The sequence below is a fragment of the Flammeovirga sp. OC4 genome (assembly GCF_000812565.1).
Lineage (GTDB): Bacteria > Bacteroidota > Bacteroidia > Cytophagales > Flammeovirgaceae > Flammeovirga.
Genome location: NZ_JTAM01000054.1, coordinates 1 through 17091, shown reverse-complemented (window position 1 = coordinate 17091; position 17091 = coordinate 1). Strand labels below are relative to the sequence as shown.

The window sequence follows — 17091 nt, the reverse complement described above, 5'->3', positions numbered from 1 at the left end:
TCCGTTATGAAAAAAGAAATTAAAAACATTTGTTGTATTGGTGCAGGCTATGTTGGTGGACCAACAATGGCAGTAATTGCTCTGAAAAATCCGAATATAAAAGTCAATATTGTTGATATTAATGAGCAACGTATTAAAGATTGGAATGATGCTGATTTGGATAAGCTACCTATTTATGAGCCTGGATTGGCTGAAGTAGTGGAACAAACAAGAGGAAAAAACCTTTTCTTCTCAACTGATGTGGATCAAGGCATAAGAGATGCAGATATGATTTTTATTTCCGTAAATACACCTACAAAAACGTATGGAAAAGGAAAAGGTCAAGCTGCGGATTTAAAATATATTGAACTTTGTGCACGTCAAATAGCAAGAGTAGCACAAAGGGATAAAATAGTTGTAGAAAAATCAACTTTACCTGTAAGAACAGCAGAAGCACTCTCCGATATTTTATCTAACTCTGAAAGTGGTTTTAATTTTGAAATTCTTTCAAATCCCGAATTCTTAGCTGAAGGTACAGCTATTGAGGATTTATTAAACCCTGATAGAGTACTAATTGGTGGAGGTAATACAGAATCAGGTCAAATTGCTAAAGATACTTTATCTTCAATCTATGAAGCGTGGGTACCCAAAGAGCGTGTATTACAGACAAATGTTTGGTCATCAGAATTATCGAAGTTAACAGCAAATGCATTTTTAGCACAACGAATTTCATCAATTAATGCGATGTCAGCTCTATGTGAAAAAACAGAAGCAGATGTAGATGAAATTGCTAGAGCTATTGGTATGGACAGTAGGATTGGACCAAAATTCTTGAAGTCTTCAGTTGGTTTTGGTGGTTCATGTTTCCAAAAAGATGTTTTAAACCTAGTTTATATAGCAAAGTCTTATGGATTAGATGAAGTAGCGGAATATTGGGATCAGGTGATTAAACTGAATGATTATCAAAAAAGACGATTTGCAGATCGTATTATAAAAGAATCTTATAATACCGTTTCAGGAAAAAAGATTGCCTTCTTGGGATGGGCATTTAAGAAGGATACTAATGATACTCGTGAATCGGCAGCGATTTATGTTGCAGATCATTTATTAGATGAAGAGGCAGAAATTGTTGTATATGACCCGAAAGTATCTGAAGAGAGAGTGTATGCTGATTTAGAATATTTAAATAATCATTCTATTGAATATATTAGAAGTAAGGTAAAGGTTGTGAATAATCCTTTTAATGCAGTAGATAATGCACATGCAATTGCTGTATTAACAGAGTGGGATGAATTCAAAGATTATAATTGGGAAGAGATATATTCAAAAGTATTAAAGCCAGCGAATATATTTGATGGACGAAATATTCTAGATAAGAAAGCGTTGATAGAAATTGGTTTCAGCGTTTATAATATCGGGAAATAATGAAAGGAATAATTTTAGCGGGTGGGTCTGGTACTAGGCTACACCCTTTAACTTTGGCGATAAGCAAGCAGTTAATGCCAGTTTATAATAAGCCAATGATTTATTACCCTCTTTCTACGCTAATGCTGTCAGGAATTAGAGATATACTAATTATTTCTACTCCTGAACATTTACCTCTTTTCCAAAAGTTATTAGGAGACGGTTCTCAACTAGGTTGCACATTTTCATATGAGGTACAAGAAAAACCAGAAGGTTTGGCTCAAGCGTTCCTTATTGGAGAGAAGTTTATTGGTGAAGATAAAGTTTCGTTAATCCTAGGCGATAATATTTTTTATGGATCAGGGTTGTCCACTTTGTTGCAGTCGAATCGTAATGTTGAGGGCGGCTGTGTTTATGCTTATCATGTTAATGATCCAGAACGTTATGGTGTTGTAGAATTTGATGAAAATAAAAAGGCTATATCTATTGAGGAAAAGCCATTGCAACCTAAATCAAATTATGCTGTCCCAGGGTTATATTTCTATGACAATGATGTAGTTGATATTGCAAAAAGTATTAAGCCAAGTGCTAGAGGTGAATTAGAAATTACTTCAATCAATGAAGAATACTTACGAAGAGGGAAATTGAATGTAAGTATTATGAATAGAGGAACGGCTTGGTTGGATACTGGAACATTCGCATCATTGATGCAGGCAGGAGAATATGTTAGAGTTATAGAGGAACGACAAGGACTCAGTGTCGGGTGTATAGAAGAAGTAGCGTATCGAATGGGTTTTATTGATAAGAAACAATTAAAAGATGTCGCAACTCCTTTAATAAAAAGTGGTTATGGTCAATATATATTGAATATTATAGAATAATTAAGTAGGATGAAAATTACACCAACAAAATTAAAAGACTGTTATATTCTAGAACCTCAAGTATTCGGAGACGAAAGAGGGTATTTTTTTGAAAGCTTTCACCTTAGAAAATTTACCGAAGTAACCGGATTAGCGGTGAGTTTTGTTCAAGATAATCAATCTTCATCTTGTTATGGTGTAATTCGAGGGTTACATTTTCAAAAAGGGGTACATGCTCAAGCTAAACTAGTACGAGTGTTATCAGGTAAAGTTATTGATGTCGCTGTAGATCTACGACCTGATAGTGAGACTTATGGTCAATTTGAAGCAGTAGAATTATCAGCAGAAAACCATCGCCAACTTTTTGTGCCAAGAGGGTTTGCTCATGGTTTTTCAGTATTATCTGAGAATGCTGAGTTTGCTTATAAATGTGATAATTACTACAATAAAGAATCTGAAGGAGGAATAAAATATAACGATCCAGAACTAGGAATTGATTGGCAAATTCCATTAGGAAAAGAAATTATTTCAGAAAAAGATCAAAAACTACCACTATTATCAGAATTGTAAAAAATAATGAAAAATATATTAGTTACCGGTTCTAAGGGACAACTAGGTTCTGAACTTCAATTTCTATCAAATGATCAAAATAATTTCAATTTTACTTTTGTTGATATAAAAGACCTTGATATTACAAACCTAGAAAATGTTATTGAGTTTTTTACAAAGGAAAAGTTTGACTATTGTATCAATTGTGCTGCTTACACTGCTGTAGATAAAGCTGAATCAGATCAGGAGGTGGCTTATAAAGTTAATGTTGAAGGTCCAAGAAATCTAGCAATTGGATCAAAAATTAACCAAACTATATTGTTCCATATATCTACGGATTTTGTTTTCAAAGGAGAAAGTTCAACTGCTTATACCGAAAATATGTCTACTAGCTCTTTGGGTATTTATGGAGAAACAAAATTAAAAGGAGAGCAAGCAATAGCTGAGGAAATCAGTAGTTTTTACATCATTCGAACAGCTTGGTTGTATAGTAGCTTTGGTAATAATTTTGTAAAAACAATGTTACGTTTGGGGAGAGAAAGAAACGAATTAGGAGTTATTGTTGATCAGATAGGAACACCTACCTATGCTAGAGATTTAGCAAAAGTTATTCTTGCGATGATAGATTTCGACAAAGAGAATTTTGGCATTTATCATTATAGTAATGAAGGTGTTGCAAGTTGGTATGATTTCGCCAAAACTATTTTTGCAATAAAAAATATAGAGGTAATGGTTAATCCGATTCCTACCTCTGCTTATCCTACCTCTGCTAAAAGGCCAAGTTTTAGTTTATTAGATAAGTCAAAAATTAAAAAAATATTCAATATATCAATTCCTTATTGGCAAGAGAGTCTTTTGAATTGTCTTAGATTAATGGATTAGGAGTTAACTTTTTAAATTAACTTTGTGCAATAATTTTAATAAAAAATAAATATGTCTTCTATTCTTATTACAGGTGGAGCAGGCTTTATAGGTTCCAACTTTGTACCCTACTTTCTAGAGAAATACCCAGAGTATCATCTCATCAACTTGGATAAGCTAACCTACGCTGGAGATCTATCTAATTTGTCTGAGGTTGAAGGGCATTCAAGGTATACTTTTGTTGAAGGTGATATCTGTGATAGGAACTTGATAGAAGAGTTGTTTGATAAATATGACATTAGAGGAGTAATTCACTTTGCAGCAGAATCGCATGTTGATAATTCTATTACAGGTCCAGAAGCATTTATACAAACTAATGTTCATGGTACCTTTGTTTTGATAGACGTAGCTCGAAAATACTGGATGGATGCACCCTTTAAATATAAAGAGGCATATAAAGAAAGCAAGTTTCATCATATATCAACCGATGAAGTGTATGGTACGTTGGGAGAGACGGGTTTGTTTACAGAAGAAACACCTTATGCTCCGAATTCACCTTACAGTGCGTCAAAAGCCTCATCAGATATGATTGTGCGATCGTATTTTCATACTTATGGAATGAATGTGGTTACAACTAACTGCTCTAATAACTATGGTCCAAAACAACATAAGGAAAAACTAATTCCTACAATTATTAGAAAGGCTTTAGCTCAAGAACCAATTCCTATTTATGGAGATGGTAAAAATATAAGAGATTGGCTTTATGTTTTAGACCATTGCAAAGGTATTGATTTGGTATATCATACTGGTACTTTTGGTGAAACTTATAACATAGGGGGACGCAACGAAAGGGATAATTTATATATCGTAGATAAGATCTGTTCCATACTTGATAGTAAACAACCTTTAACTAATGGTAAATCCTATAAAGAGTTGATTACTTTTGTTATTGATAGACCAGGTCATGATAGAAGATATGCAATTGATGCTTCAAAAATAGAGGGGCAGCTGGGTTGGAAAGCGGATGAAGATTTTGAAAGCGGAATCTTGAAAACTGTAGATTGGTACCTAAAGAAATAGTAAATTAAACTAAACGATGAACATCAAACAAAAAAAACTGGCAATAATTGGATTAGGGTATGTTGGTTTACCTTTAGCTGTCGAGTTTGGTAAACAAGGCTTTTCTGTTATTGGTTTCGATATTAATTCTGAAAGAATCAAAGAGTTAATTAATGGAGAGGATAGTACTCTTGAAGTAACTCCTGAAGAAATGAAACTTGCTGAAGGTTTATCATATTCTGATCAAATAGAATCGATTAAGGATGCTGATATTTATATAGTAACAGTGCCAACTCCAATTGATGAATATAAAACTCCTAATCTAACTCCATTAAAGAAATCTAGTGAGACAGTAGGTTCAGTATTATCAAGTGGTAATATTGTAATTTATGAATCTACTGTTTACCCTGGTTGTACAGAAGAAGAGTGTGTGCCGGTTTTAGAAAAAGTTTCTGGTCTTTCTTATAACAAAGACTTTTTCTGTGGTTATTCACCCGAAAGAATAAATCCAGGTGACCATGTACACAGAGTTCATAATATTATGAAAGTAACTTCTGGTTCAACTCCTGAAATTGCTGAAGAAGTGGATCAATTATATAAAGCAATTGTTACGGTAGGAACTCATAAAGCACCTAACCTTAAGGTTGCAGAAGCTGCTAAAGTAATAGAGAACTCTCAAAGAGATTTGAACATTGCTTTTGTGAATGAACTATCAAAAATATTTGATAAAGTAGGTATTGATACACTGGATGTCTTAGAAGCTGCAGGTACAAAATGGAATTTCTTACCATTTAGACCCGGTTTAGTAGGGGGACATTGTATCGGAGTTGATCCATTTTATTTAACATATAAAGCGGAATCATTAGGATATCACCCAGAAGTAATTTTATCTGGAAGAAGAATTAACGATGGAATGGGGCCATTTGTAGCCAATCAAGTTATAAAACTGATGGTGAAAAAGGGACATGCTATCAAAAATTCAAAAGTCTTAATTTTAGGTATCACGTTCAAAGAAGATTGTCCAGATATTAGAAATTCAAGAGTAATTGATGTTATTCATGAATTCCAAGAATTTGGTGTTGATTTAGATGTTTACGACCCTTATGCATCAAAAGAAGAGGTGAAAGAGGAATACAATATCGATCTAGTGAGTAGAATACAAAATGATTACAGTGCAATTGTTTTAACAGTAGCACATAATGAGTTCAAGGAATTGGATTGGTCAAAAGTAAATAATGGTTCTACTGTTATTTATGATGTAAAAAGTGTATTGCCATCAGAAGTTATTACAGATAGATTATAAACATGACTAACATAAAAAGAGAAGATATAAGTAAAATTCAAATGGTTGATCTTCATACTCAATATTTAAATATTAAAGAGGATGTAGATAAAGGTATTCAAGAGGTTATTCACTCATGTGCTTTTATAAACGGTCCTGCAGTTAAATCTTTTGCAGAAGAATTAGCCATTTACAATAAGGTAAAGCATACAGTACCATGTGCAAATGGAACAGATGCTTTACAAGTAGCTATGATGGCTGTTGGATTACAGCCAGGTGACGAAGTATTAGTTCCTGTTCATACTTATGTTGCAACAGCAGAAGTTATTGCGTTATTACAATTAACACCTGTTTTTGTTGATGTAGACTCTGATCTTTTCACTATAGATGTTAGTCAAATTGAAAGTAAAATAACTCCCAAAACAAAAGCTATTGTACCTGTACATTTGTATGGTCAGTGTGCTGATATGGAGTCAATTATGCAGCTTTCTAAAAAGCATAATTTATTTGTAATTGAAGATACTGCACAAGCGATAGGGGCTGATTATACTTTTTCAGATGGAACTATTAAGAAAGCTGGGACAATTGGTCATATTGGTTGTACATCTTTTTTTCCATCTAAAAATCTAGGTTGTTATGGCGATGGTGGTGCAATGCTAATCAATGATGATGAATTAGCTAAAAAAGCTAAGATGATAGCTAGTCATGGTCAATCTATAAAATATCACCATGATATTATCGGCTGTAATTCTAGATTAGATACAATACAAGCTGCAATATTAAGAGTTAAATTACCTCATTTGGATCAATATAATTCAAATAGAAGAAGAGTAGCTAAAAAGTATGATGATTCATTTAAGGATATCATGCAATTACAAACGCCAAAATTAGCTGTATATTCTACACATGTTTACCATCAATATACACTTAAAGTAGAAGGGGTAAATAGGGATGAATTAAAAGAGAAACTACAAGAAAAAGGGGTGCCGTCAATGATTTATTACCCTGTACCACTTCATTTTCAGAAAGCATATTCTTTATCTGAATTTGGAAAAGGTAGTTTCCCTGTTACTGAGCATTTATCAGATGTTGTCCTTTCATTACCAATTCATACAGAAATGGAAGAAAAACAACAGAATTATATTATTCAAAGTATCTTAGAATCAATTAACGAATAAAATGAACGGCAATTATTTTGCTCATGAAACAGCAGTTATAGATGAAGGATGTAATATTGCTGAAGGAACCAAAATATGGCATTTTTCTCACATTATGCCTAATTGTACATTAGGGGAAAATTGTAATATAGGACAAAATGTGGTGATTTCACCTGATGTTGTTTTAGGAAAAAATGTAAAAGTGCAGAATAATGTATCTATTTATACGGGAGTCACTTGTGATGATGATGTGTTTTTAGGACCATCTATGGTTTTTACAAATGTGATTAACCCTAGAAGTGCTGTAAATAGAAGAGGTCAATATTCTAAAACACATGTTGGAAAAGGAGCTTCTATAGGAGCAAATGCTACAATTGTATGTGGTCACGATATTGGTGAATACGCTTTTATTGGAGCAGGAGCTGTTGTGACTAAAACAATACCTGCTTATGCCTTAGTGGTGGGTAATCCTTCCAAGCAAATAGGATGGATGAGTGAATATGGACATCGTTTAGATTTTGATGAAAATGGTATGGCTGTTTGTGAAGAATCTGGAGATAAATATCAATTTGAGAATAACAAAGTAACTAAATTATAAAGTATACCTAATGAAAAATTTTGCATTAATAGGAGCTGCGGGCTATATCGCACCGCGTCATATGAAAGCGATAAAAGAAACAAATAATAACTTGATTGCAGCCTATGATAAATTTGATAGTGTTGGAATTATAGATAGTTACTTTCCAAATGCTGATTTCTTTGTTGAATTCGAACGTTTTGACAGACACATTGAAAAATTAAAATATGAGAAAGATGTACAATTAGATTATGTTTCAATTTGTACACCTAACTATCTTCATGATGCACATATTAGAATGGCCCTAAGAAGAGGGGCTGATGCTATTTGTGAAAAACCATTAGTATTGAATCCTTGGAATATTGATGCTCTTGGAAATATAGAAAAAGAAACAGGACAAAGAATCTGGAATATTCTTCAATTAAGGGTTCATCCAAGTATTATTGCTCTAAAGGAAAAAATAGCTAACGGACCAAAAGATAAAATCTATGATGTAGACCTTACTTATTTAACTTCAAGAGGTAATTGGTATTACACATCATGGAAAGGTGATATTTCTAAATCAGGAGGTATTGCTACCAATATTGGTGTACACTTTTATGATATGCTTTCTTGGGTGTTTGGTAATGTGAAAGAAAATAAAGTACACGTTCACACACACGATAGAGCTGCTGGGTACTTAGAATTTGAAAGAGCAAGAGTAAGATGGTTCCTATCAATTAATGAAGATGTACTGCCAGATGAAATTAAGGCAAAAGGACAAAGAACGTATCGTTCTATCACAATTGAAGGTGAAGAATTAGAGTTCTCAGGAGGTTTTACTGATCTTCATACAACTTCATATGAAGAAATCATTAAAGGAAATGGTTATGGTATAGAAGAATGCCGTCAAGCTATTGAGATTGTTCATGATATAAGACATATGGAAGCTTCAGGTTTGCAAGGAGAATACCACCCTTTTGCAAAGAAAGAATTAGCTAAGCATCCGTTTACAAAATAGAGAATGCTTCAAAAATTAAAAGATAAGATCCTGTCATCAGAGTTTTCTAAAAATGTAATAACACTGATGTCAGGTACAGTACTTGCCCAATTCATTCCTTTTATTTTTGCTCCAATTTTATCAAGAATTTATTCTCCTACTGATTTTGGCCGGTTAGCTTTATATTTATCAATAATTCAAATATTAGGAGCAATTGCAAACGGTAGATATGAATTGGCTATAGTTTTACCAGAAAGTAATAGAAAAGCGAAGTATTTGACTCTATTATCAGTATTAATATCTTTTGCATTAAGTATACTTTCATTTTTTATTATATTTTTATTTAGTGATCAGTTATCAATTTTATTAGGTGATAAATCAATAAAGAAATGGTTATTTCTAATACCTATTAGCATTATATTTATTGGAGTATTTAATGCTTTAAACTATTATAACATAAGGCATAAAAGGTTCAATAATATAGCAAAAGCACAGATAAATAGATCTTTATTTGGTAACATTCTACAATTGATACTAAGGTATATATCCACTAATGGAGGTTTAATAATTGGTCAAGTATTCTCACATCTTTTGGGGAATATAAAACTAATAAATATTTTCCCATATAAGACTATTAGAATTAATAAGCTAACCTATACTGGTATAGTTGCTGTTTCAAAAGAATACATCGATTTTCCAAAATTTACTCTTTGGGGGATTTTTATGAATGTTTTATCTACTAATATGACAAATATAATTATATCAAAATGGTATAATTTGTCATCTGTCGGGTTTTATTCGATTGCATTTAAGTATTTGGGTGTGCCATCAGGAGTAATTGGTAATTCAATAGGGCAAGTTTACTTTCAAAAAATATCCGAAAATAAGCATAATGAGGAATTTGTTTTAAAAATTTTCAAAGAAACCTTGCTGAAATTATTTATCATTGGTGGAGGGATCTTTTTAATTACCTTTTTTATTGTTGAAGATTTATTTATTGTGTATTTAGGTGATCAATGGAGTATTGCCGGAACTTATTCAAAAATACTTATCCCTCTATTTTTTATCAGGTTTTTAGTTTCACCATTAAGTATGACCAATGTTGCATTAGAAAGACAGAAAGTATCTTTGTTTTGCCATTCTGTAATATTATTAACTCATATTATTACGTTTATAATAGGTTATTATTGTAGATATAATTTAGAGTCTTTTATCAAAAGCCTATCTTTAAATCTATCACTTTCTTATACATTTTTATTATTTGTGATTTTTTTAGTTGTCAAAAGGAAAATATAAATTACATGAATATAGATTATGAAAACAATATAAAATATTGTAAGGAATTAGGGCAAAAAGGTATCCTTTTACAAAAGAAGAATGGTTCTATGCCAGAAGGAATAAATGGTCCCCATAGACATATCATGACTCCTATTCGTAATACAGCTCATTGGAGTATTTTGTTTGCTTTTTTATATAATCTTACAAAAGATGAATCTTATAAAGTTGCCTCATATAAGTGTTATGGATATATGTTTGAAAAAGAACATAAACCAATTGTTGGCAATTTTATAAGTCGAAGTGATGAAAGACGAAATAAATATAATGGATTGGTAGGTCCAGCATGGATTATAGAATCATTATATTATTCAATTAAATATTATTCTGACCCAATTATATTGAAACACTTAACTGAATATATTGATTTATTTAGTTTTGATGAAGAAAAAGGTTTATGGTATAATTTAAATGAATACGGAGAAAATGACGGATTTGAATTGACATTTAATCAACAAGTATGGTTTACTTCTGTAGTAGCAATGAGTAATACATTTATAAATTCAGAAAAAATTGCAGAGAGAGTAAACATTTTTTTTAATAAGTTGGATGAGCGATCATTTTTAAAAAACAATGGGTTGGCAAGATTAATAGTTAAACAAGATTTTCTTCGTAATCTTAAATATAGCCTAATAAATATTAGAAAGAAGAGTGTAAAAAGTAAAGAAGTTCCGTATCATATTTTCACGTTAGTAGCTTTGGCTGAGTTTTATATTATCAATCCTAATCATTCTTTTTTTAAAACTAAAAAATTTAAAAAAATGATTGCATTACTTGAAAAAGAAGATTTTATAAAAAAGAACCTTAATAACAATGAATTTTCATATGGTTACAATTTATCTGGTTTCGAATTAGCATTTGTTTCAAAAACATTCAGGTTAAGAGTAAATGACGATTTCATTAAAAATGAATGTAGTTTTCAAATGTCTGAAGATTTTAACATTGTAGATAAAGAGACTTTTTTAGCAAGAAATTATGAATTAATTAGATTAATTAGATGAGGAAAATTTTATTTATAGGTTTAGCACACAGAAGTGATGATCCTCGATTATTTCACAGGGAGATAAAAGTTATTAAGGAAACCAACAGTTGTGATATATATTGGTTAACCAATAGGGAAGATGAAACATATGAAAATGCATCATACATTGACAAATATATAAAATTAAAAAAATCTAATAATTTAATTGTGCGGATTATTAAAAATATCTTTAATATTTTAAAAACTGTTCATGAGCTAAAACCAGATGTTATACAATTTTCAGATATTCGAGAACTTATATTCTTATTTCCAATAAAATTTTTTTTTGGTGCGAAGGTTAGAATTATTTACGATGCACATGAAGACTATTTTGAACAAATATTAGTGTTTGATAGAAATAAAGTAAAAGCTTATATTTTAAAATATGTAGAGTTATTATCTTTTTATTTTATTGATACTGTATTTTGTACTGATGATTATTTGTTAGAATATTACAAAAAATATCATCCTAAAGTTTATTTGATGAGAAATTATCCATTGATACCAAAGGGAAATATAATAAAAGAATATTGGCAGAATGATAATTTGTTAAAGTTGGTATATATTGGAACAATGAACCCTTATAAAGGTGTTGGGAATATTATTGATTTTACTAATAGATTTAACAATGAAAAAAATGATTTTAAGTTAGAATTAAATTTTTATACAAATTTGAAAGAGGTGAATAATGATCTTTTAAGTTCCAATGAATTTATAAAATACAATGATTATATACCTTTAAACAAGCTTTATGATAAATTAAAACAATACCAAGTAGGGGTTTGTATATGGAAAAATATTAAAAAATTAGAAAGAAATTTACCAATAAAAAATTTTGATTATATGGCAGTAGGCTTGCCTGTATTAACTAGTAACTTTGGTAATCTTAAAAAATATATTGATCTGTCAAAATCTGGAGTTTGTATATCACCTGAAGATTATTTAGATTTTAAAAATGCTGTGATTACTCTAAATGATAAAAATAAAAGAGTAGAACTAGGTAATAATGCTTATAATTTTTTTTCAGAAGGAAAGGACTTTAGGCTAGAAAGTGATAATTATCTAGATGTTATTTTAAATTTTTAGATTCTAAGTTTGAATGAAAAAATCAATTTTATTTTTATCCGGTCTAGATTTTAAAGAAAAATCAATTCAAGTTATTTCAAAAACACCAAAAGCTTATTTAGAAAAAGGGTGGGACGTATATTATGTTGTTGGAAGAGATACTTCAATAAATGGAGATTATTACTATGAAAAAGTTATAGATATTGAAGGAATCAGTACTATTAGGTTTAATATACCTTTATCATCAGTTCATTCCCGATTCAATACACCTTTAATGAAGGGAATAATATCAAGAATTAGAAATATTCTATTGATTTTGAATCTTTATATTTATGGTCAAAAAATTTTGAAGAATAATAAAATAGATATTCTTTATGGCTATGAGGTGTATGGTGTCTTAGCTGCTAGATTATTATTAAAGTTAACAAAAACTAACTCTAAGTTTGTAACTAGATTTCAAGGTGTTTTGTACGTAAAGGAATGGTTGAGGAAAAATAATAAACTTCGGTTTATTTCAAATTGGGACGTTATTACTGCTTTAAAAACACCAAATTCTGACTTATGTATAATGACTAATGATGGCTCTCAAGGAGTAGATGTTCTTAATAAACTAAATTCTAAACAGAAGGATAAATGTTTATTTTTGAGAAATGGGGTTGAAAAACAATATTTATTACCCCAGGATTTACATGAAACGAAATTAAAACATTATGAAGAGTATGATAACTTTTACAAGTTCGTATCTGTTTCAAGGTTAGATACTCATAAGCGAGTTTATAGATGTATTAATCTAATAAAGTCTTTCAAAGAACTTTTCCCTGAAGCCAAAATTATTTACACAATTATTGGAGAAGGGTTTGAAAGACAAAATCTAGAAAATCTAGTAGAAAAAATGCAATTAAAAAATGAGGTGCGTTTTATTGGTGCGATACCACATACTCAAGTTCCTCTTCATTTTGAGTTGAATAATATATTTTTATCGATGTATGATAGTACTAATGTCGGAAACCCTCTATTAGAAGCTATGATTCATAATAAGCTTATTGTAACACTTAATAATGGAGATACTAAAGATTTAATACAGGATAATTTTAATGGAGTTTTATTCAACGTAAATGATGATATAGACTTAAATGATAACGATTACAAAAAAATTTCCAAAAAAATATATAACATATTAAAAAATTCTACCTTTTTAAAAGAGATAAAATATAATCTTAAAATATCATCTCAAGAAAAATTATGGTCATGGAATGATAGACTAAATTATGAAATTGACCAAGTATCAAGGCTTTTAGAAAATGAATATAAATAAATTCACGAAGTTAAGTTATATTATCAATGTTTACATATTAATTTTATTGATTTTAGAAACTTTTATCTGGATAATTAATAAACATTTTAATACTTCATTATCTCCATTGCATAAGGTATTATATTATATTTTACCTCTTTTATACCTTTTCCTTGTTAAGAACATAAGATTTATATATGTTCTTATTCTATCTTTGCCTTTTTTTTTATCAGCATTTTATACTTTATTTTTAGTTCAGTCACTTCAAGCTTTTTTTGTAAGTATAAGTGATGCTCTTAGAATTGTAACAATTTTCTCATTATTCTATTACATAAGGTTGTTAGTAGTGCAAAAAAAAATAGACATTTCCTTTTTAGAAAAATTTATTTTCATATCTTTTTTTGTATTGTTTATTAATATGTTACTTGGGTCAATTGGATTGGGTAATGCTCAAAGACATGGAGGAATAGGAACAAGAGGTTTTTTTCATGCAGGTAATGATGTGAGTACTCTTTCTGGAATACTTGCTTCTTTTTTGTTTTCTAAATTTTATAGCAATAAAAAAAAATTTATACTCTATGTAGTTATATTTTTTTGGTTTGCATATTTATTGAACACAAAAGCAATAGTTGCAGGTTATATAATAATTCTTTTTTTACTACCAATTTATGATAAAATTGGTAGTAAAATGAGGAAAAAGCATTTTTACTTTACATTAAGCTTTGTTTTCGTAGCCCCTTTAATTTTGGTTTTTATTTTTCTAATAAGCTATAATTTAGGTTTTTTGGACCGTTATCTAACTTTTGCAAGTCAATACAAAAATGAATCAATACTTACTTTTTTATTATCAAGAAGAGATTTGTTTGTTGAAAAGGCTTTAATTTATGTTAATGACTCTTATGGAGTTATAGAATATTTAATTGGAGGAAGTTCTGGAGTATTTTTAGAAAATGCTCAAAGAACAGAAATAGATGTAACAGATTTGTTTTTCTTTTTTGGAATTACAGGTTTATTATTTTTTTACCCTTTTATTATTTATAACATTTTTGTATTACTAAAAAATAACAAATCTAAAGATAATTTTGAATTAAGAAGAGGTGCTTTTTGTGCAAACATTTTTTTATTATCGGTATCAATAACTTCGGGTCATGTTGCAACATCTGCTCTTATTTGTTTATACTTAGGAATTTTTAATGCCTTTTTTTATGATAAAGAAAAATAAGATTTGTTTTGTTATACCATCTCTTTTAGATAGAGGACCTATTAAAGTAGTTAAATCAATAACTGATTTAATGTTAACTCAAACAAGGTTTGAATTTGAAGTTTTTTATTTTGACGAGGTAAAATCATCAAAGCTACATTTCAATTGTAAAGTAGAGAAAATAAATTTTTCCCATAAATTGAAAGGATTTGATATAATCCATACTCATGGATTAAGACCTGATTTATATGGTATTTACCATTATAATAATGAAGAATCAGTTTATCATATTTCGACAGCTCATAACTATATTGATGAGCTAAAATTTGAATATAATTTTTTTATTTCTACTGTTTTTTATCATGTATGGAAAGCAATTTTTAGAAGAGTTGACTATCTAGTAACTTTAACAGTAGCAATGAAAAAATACTATGAAAAAAGAGGTGTGAAAAATATTTGTCACATTTATAATGGGATATTAGAAAATAAAGAGCAAACTCCGGTTCAATCGAATGATCATAAATTGTTAACTTCTTTTCGTGATAAATTCAGTACAACAATTGGTAGTATGTGTATTTTAACAGAAAGAAAAGGGATTGATCAAGTACTAAAACTTTTAACTATTAATAAAAATCTAGGTTTTATTTTAATTGGTGATGGATTGTTATTAAATAATTTAAAAAGGATGTCAAATTTATTAGGGGTTCAAGAACAAGTCTTATTTTTAGGATATAAGGAAAATAGTTATAAATATTTAAAATATTTTGATGCTTTTGTAATTCCTTCTAGATCTGAAGGTTTTGGTTTAACATTAATAGAGGCTGCTCGTTATAAAACCCCAGTTATAGCCTCTGATATACCTACTTTTAGAGAGTTATTTAATAAAAATGAAATTGCTTTTTTTAAACCTGATGATATAACTGATTTTAATCAAAAGTTGAAGAATATAATTTCTAATAAGCAAATGTATATAGATAACGCTTATAAAAAGTATCTAAATAATTATACAGATAAAATAATGGCAAATAAATATTTTGAATTATATGAAAAAGCAATGTTTAGATATTAATCTCAAAAATAATATAATTAATTACCTGTTCATTTTATTCTCGTTCTCTATCATAAGTGGTCTGAATGTGCTGAATAATATTCTTTACATTTGTTTCGGTTTTTATTTTATATTGTTTTGGAGGAAAAGTAATCCATTAAAAAAAGAATTTATATTACCAATAATTCCTTTTATTGCATCCTTTTTTTTATTTAATGAAACTACGTTTACAAAAATTGAAGTTTATTTCACCTTATTAATTATACCTGTCATACTCTTATTAAATAAAAATAAAAATGAACTAAAAATATATTTTATTAATACATCTTTTTTTTATTCGATATTATCCTTATCAATTGCAATTTTCAATTATTTTTTTGTTGAACATAGGTGGGGTATACAAACCGAATTTTTTTTCTATAAAGATTTGTCATCAAATATATTTGATGTACATCCAGTTTATTTATCAATTTCAATTGGAATTGCTTTAATTTTATCAATTCAAGAATATGCGAATAAGCCAAAATATTTGATACCTATTACTGTATTACTTCTGTTTTATTTATTGTTGTTAAACTCAAGGACAGTTACTGTATATATATTGGTAGTATTATTAGCTATCATTTTAAAACGAAACTTTAAGGTTGCTATTTTATTTATTTCGATATTATTCATATTTGGTATGTTGATTATGTCTAAACAGAAAATGCCAAATAGGAATTTCAATGTATTTGAAGCTATAAATTTATCTGATGAACCTGTAACTGTAAAGGATAATGGTTTATCAATAAGACTAAGAATTTGGAAATATTCGCTCACTGTTGTTTGTGGTTCAACTAAAAACCTAATATTAGGAGTTGGAATTGGCAATGGAAAAAATGAATTAAGTAAAATATATAAAGAAAATGATGAGATTTACCTCTATGAGAAAAATTTAGGTGCCCACAACCAATACATATCATTTATTTTAGAATTAGGGTTATTTGGTTTTGTATTTATATTAATATGTTTTGCTTATGTATATAATTATTATATTAAAAATAAAAATTATGAGGCAATAATCATTTCATCCTTATTTTTAATAGTATTTAACACTGAAGCTGTTTTAAATAGAAATTATGGTTTAACTATATTTACATATTTCACATATTTATACTTACCAAATAAAAAATGAAATATTCTGTTTTAATATCAATTTATTACAAAGAAAATCCTTTATTTTTAGAACAAAGCATTGATAGTGTTTTAAACCAAACAATAAAACCAAATGAAATTGTAATTGTTAAAGATGGACCATTAACAAAAGAATTAGATCATGTTTTGGAGAAGTATAAGTCTAATCATGCGGAAATATTTAAGATAATAAAACTTGAAAGTAATATGGGATTAGGTATAGTTACCCCATTAGTTTGGACTGTCT

The 17091-nt window shown here is 29.1% G+C and carries 17 protein-coding genes; all 17 read left to right on the top strand.

From position 1 onward, the window contains the following. The first annotated feature begins 6 nt into the window (after positions 1–6). On the top strand, positions 7–1404 hold the full coding sequence (locus PL77_RS21790; protein ID WP_044210250.1) for a nucleotide sugar dehydrogenase: 1398 nt from the start codon (positions 7–9) through the stop codon (positions 1402–1404). Then, positions 1404–2264 (top strand): glucose-1-phosphate thymidylyltransferase RfbA, encoded by an 861-nt coding sequence (gene rfbA / locus PL77_RS21785; RefSeq protein ID WP_044210248.1) that lies wholly within the window; start codon positions 1404–1406, stop codon positions 2262–2264. The genes PL77_RS21790 and rfbA overlap by 1 nt, the downstream gene beginning before the upstream one ends. A gap of 9 nt (positions 2265–2273) precedes the next feature. Then, positions 2274–2813, top strand: a complete 540-nt coding sequence (gene rfbC, locus PL77_RS21780; protein ID WP_044210246.1) for a dTDP-4-dehydrorhamnose 3,5-epimerase — start codon at positions 2274–2276, stop codon at positions 2811–2813. 6 nt (positions 2814–2819) lie between these two features. Beyond that, on the top strand, positions 2820–3674 hold the full coding sequence (rfbD, locus tag PL77_RS21775) for a dTDP-4-dehydrorhamnose reductase (protein ID WP_044210245.1): 855 nt from the start codon (positions 2820–2822) through the stop codon (positions 3672–3674). 51 nt (positions 3675–3725) lie between these two features. Then, on the top strand, positions 3726–4733 hold the full coding sequence (gene rfbB, locus PL77_RS21770) for a dTDP-glucose 4,6-dehydratase (protein WP_044210243.1): 1008 nt from the start codon (positions 3726–3728) through the stop codon (positions 4731–4733). A 16-nt stretch (positions 4734–4749) separates the two neighbouring features. Continuing rightward, complete coding sequence (locus PL77_RS21765; protein WP_044210242.1) at positions 4750–6015, top strand: nucleotide sugar dehydrogenase; 1266 nt, start codon at positions 4750–4752, stop codon at positions 6013–6015. A 2-nt stretch (positions 6016–6017) separates the two neighbouring features. Then, complete coding sequence (locus PL77_RS21760; protein WP_253274011.1) at positions 6018–7172, top strand: DegT/DnrJ/EryC1/StrS aminotransferase family protein; 1155 nt, start codon at positions 6018–6020, stop codon at positions 7170–7172. Position 7173: 1 nt separating this feature from the next. Then, positions 7174–7749: an acyltransferase gene (locus PL77_RS21755; protein WP_044210240.1), complete on the top strand. Its 576-nt coding sequence runs from the start codon at positions 7174–7176 to the stop codon at positions 7747–7749. Positions 7750–7759: 10 nt separating this feature from the next. Further along, positions 7760–8728, top strand: coding sequence for a Gfo/Idh/MocA family protein (locus tag PL77_RS21750; RefSeq protein WP_044210239.1), 969 nt, complete (start codon positions 7760–7762; stop codon positions 8726–8728). Positions 8729–8731: 3 nt separating this feature from the next. After that, complete coding sequence (locus PL77_RS21745) at positions 8732–10003, top strand: lipopolysaccharide biosynthesis protein (protein WP_044210238.1); 1272 nt, start codon at positions 8732–8734, stop codon at positions 10001–10003. A gap of 5 nt (positions 10004–10008) precedes the next feature. Beyond that, the gene (locus tag PL77_RS21740) at positions 10009–11043 is read left to right on the top strand and encodes a hypothetical protein (RefSeq protein ID WP_044210237.1); all 1035 of its coding nucleotides are present in this window, start codon (positions 10009–10011) and stop codon (positions 11041–11043) included. Beyond that, complete coding sequence (locus tag PL77_RS21735) at positions 11040–12149, top strand: glycosyltransferase (protein WP_044210236.1); 1110 nt, start codon at positions 11040–11042, stop codon at positions 12147–12149. The genes PL77_RS21740 and PL77_RS21735 overlap by 4 nt, the downstream gene beginning before the upstream one ends. 13 nt (positions 12150–12162) lie before the next feature. Beyond that, positions 12163–13443: a glycosyltransferase gene (locus PL77_RS21730; RefSeq protein ID WP_044210234.1), complete on the top strand. Its 1281-nt coding sequence runs from the start codon at positions 12163–12165 to the stop codon at positions 13441–13443. Continuing rightward, the gene (locus tag PL77_RS21725) at positions 13430–14644 is read left to right on the top strand and encodes an O-antigen ligase family protein (protein ID WP_044210233.1); all 1215 of its coding nucleotides are present in this window, start codon (positions 13430–13432) and stop codon (positions 14642–14644) included. The genes PL77_RS21730 and PL77_RS21725 overlap by 14 nt, the downstream gene beginning before the upstream one ends. Further along, the gene (locus tag PL77_RS21720; RefSeq protein WP_172665923.1) at positions 14628–15692 is read left to right on the top strand and encodes a glycosyltransferase family 4 protein; all 1065 of its coding nucleotides are present in this window, start codon (positions 14628–14630) and stop codon (positions 15690–15692) included. The genes PL77_RS21725 and PL77_RS21720 overlap by 17 nt, the downstream gene beginning before the upstream one ends. Before the next feature lie 67 nt (positions 15693–15759). Next, positions 15760–16845 carry an O-antigen ligase gene (locus PL77_RS21715; protein ID WP_172665922.1) on the top strand — a complete coding sequence of 362 codons (1086 nt, stop codon included), beginning with the start codon at positions 15760–15762 and terminating at the stop codon, positions 16843–16845. After that, positions 16842–17091 (top strand): glycosyltransferase (locus tag PL77_RS21710; protein WP_044210229.1); only part of this gene is annotated, 250 nt, incomplete at its 3' end. The genes PL77_RS21715 and PL77_RS21710, both read left to right, overlap by 4 nt.

Coding starts and splice junctions, on each gene's coding strand:
- PL77_RS21790 (WP_044210250.1), top strand. CDS start 7: ATGAAAAAAGAAATTAAAAACATTTGTTGTATTGGTGCAGGCTATGTT.
- rfbA (WP_044210248.1), top strand. CDS start 1,404: ATGAAAGGAATAATTTTAGCGGGTGGGTCTGGTACTAGGCTACACCCT.
- rfbC (WP_044210246.1), top strand. CDS start 2,274: ATGAAAATTACACCAACAAAATTAAAAGACTGTTATATTCTAGAACCT.
- rfbD (WP_044210245.1), top strand. CDS start 2,820: ATGAAAAATATATTAGTTACCGGTTCTAAGGGACAACTAGGTTCTGAA.
- rfbB (WP_044210243.1), top strand. CDS start 3,726: ATGTCTTCTATTCTTATTACAGGTGGAGCAGGCTTTATAGGTTCCAAC.
- PL77_RS21765 (WP_044210242.1), top strand. CDS start 4,750: ATGAACATCAAACAAAAAAAACTGGCAATAATTGGATTAGGGTATGTT.
- PL77_RS21760 (WP_253274011.1), top strand. CDS start 6,018: ATGACTAACATAAAAAGAGAAGATATAAGTAAAATTCAAATGGTTGAT.
- PL77_RS21755 (WP_044210240.1), top strand. CDS start 7,174: ATGAACGGCAATTATTTTGCTCATGAAACAGCAGTTATAGATGAAGGA.
- PL77_RS21750 (WP_044210239.1), top strand. CDS start 7,760: ATGAAAAATTTTGCATTAATAGGAGCTGCGGGCTATATCGCACCGCGT.
- PL77_RS21745 (WP_044210238.1), top strand. CDS start 8,732: ATGCTTCAAAAATTAAAAGATAAGATCCTGTCATCAGAGTTTTCTAAA.
- PL77_RS21740 (WP_044210237.1), top strand. CDS start 10,009: ATGAATATAGATTATGAAAACAATATAAAATATTGTAAGGAATTAGGG.
- PL77_RS21735 (WP_044210236.1), top strand. CDS start 11,040: ATGAGGAAAATTTTATTTATAGGTTTAGCACACAGAAGTGATGATCCT.
- PL77_RS21730 (WP_044210234.1), top strand. CDS start 12,163: ATGAAAAAATCAATTTTATTTTTATCCGGTCTAGATTTTAAAGAAAAA.
- PL77_RS21725 (WP_044210233.1), top strand. CDS start 13,430: ATGAATATAAATAAATTCACGAAGTTAAGTTATATTATCAATGTTTAC.
- PL77_RS21720 (WP_172665923.1), top strand. CDS start 14,628: ATGATAAAGAAAAATAAGATTTGTTTTGTTATACCATCTCTTTTAGAT.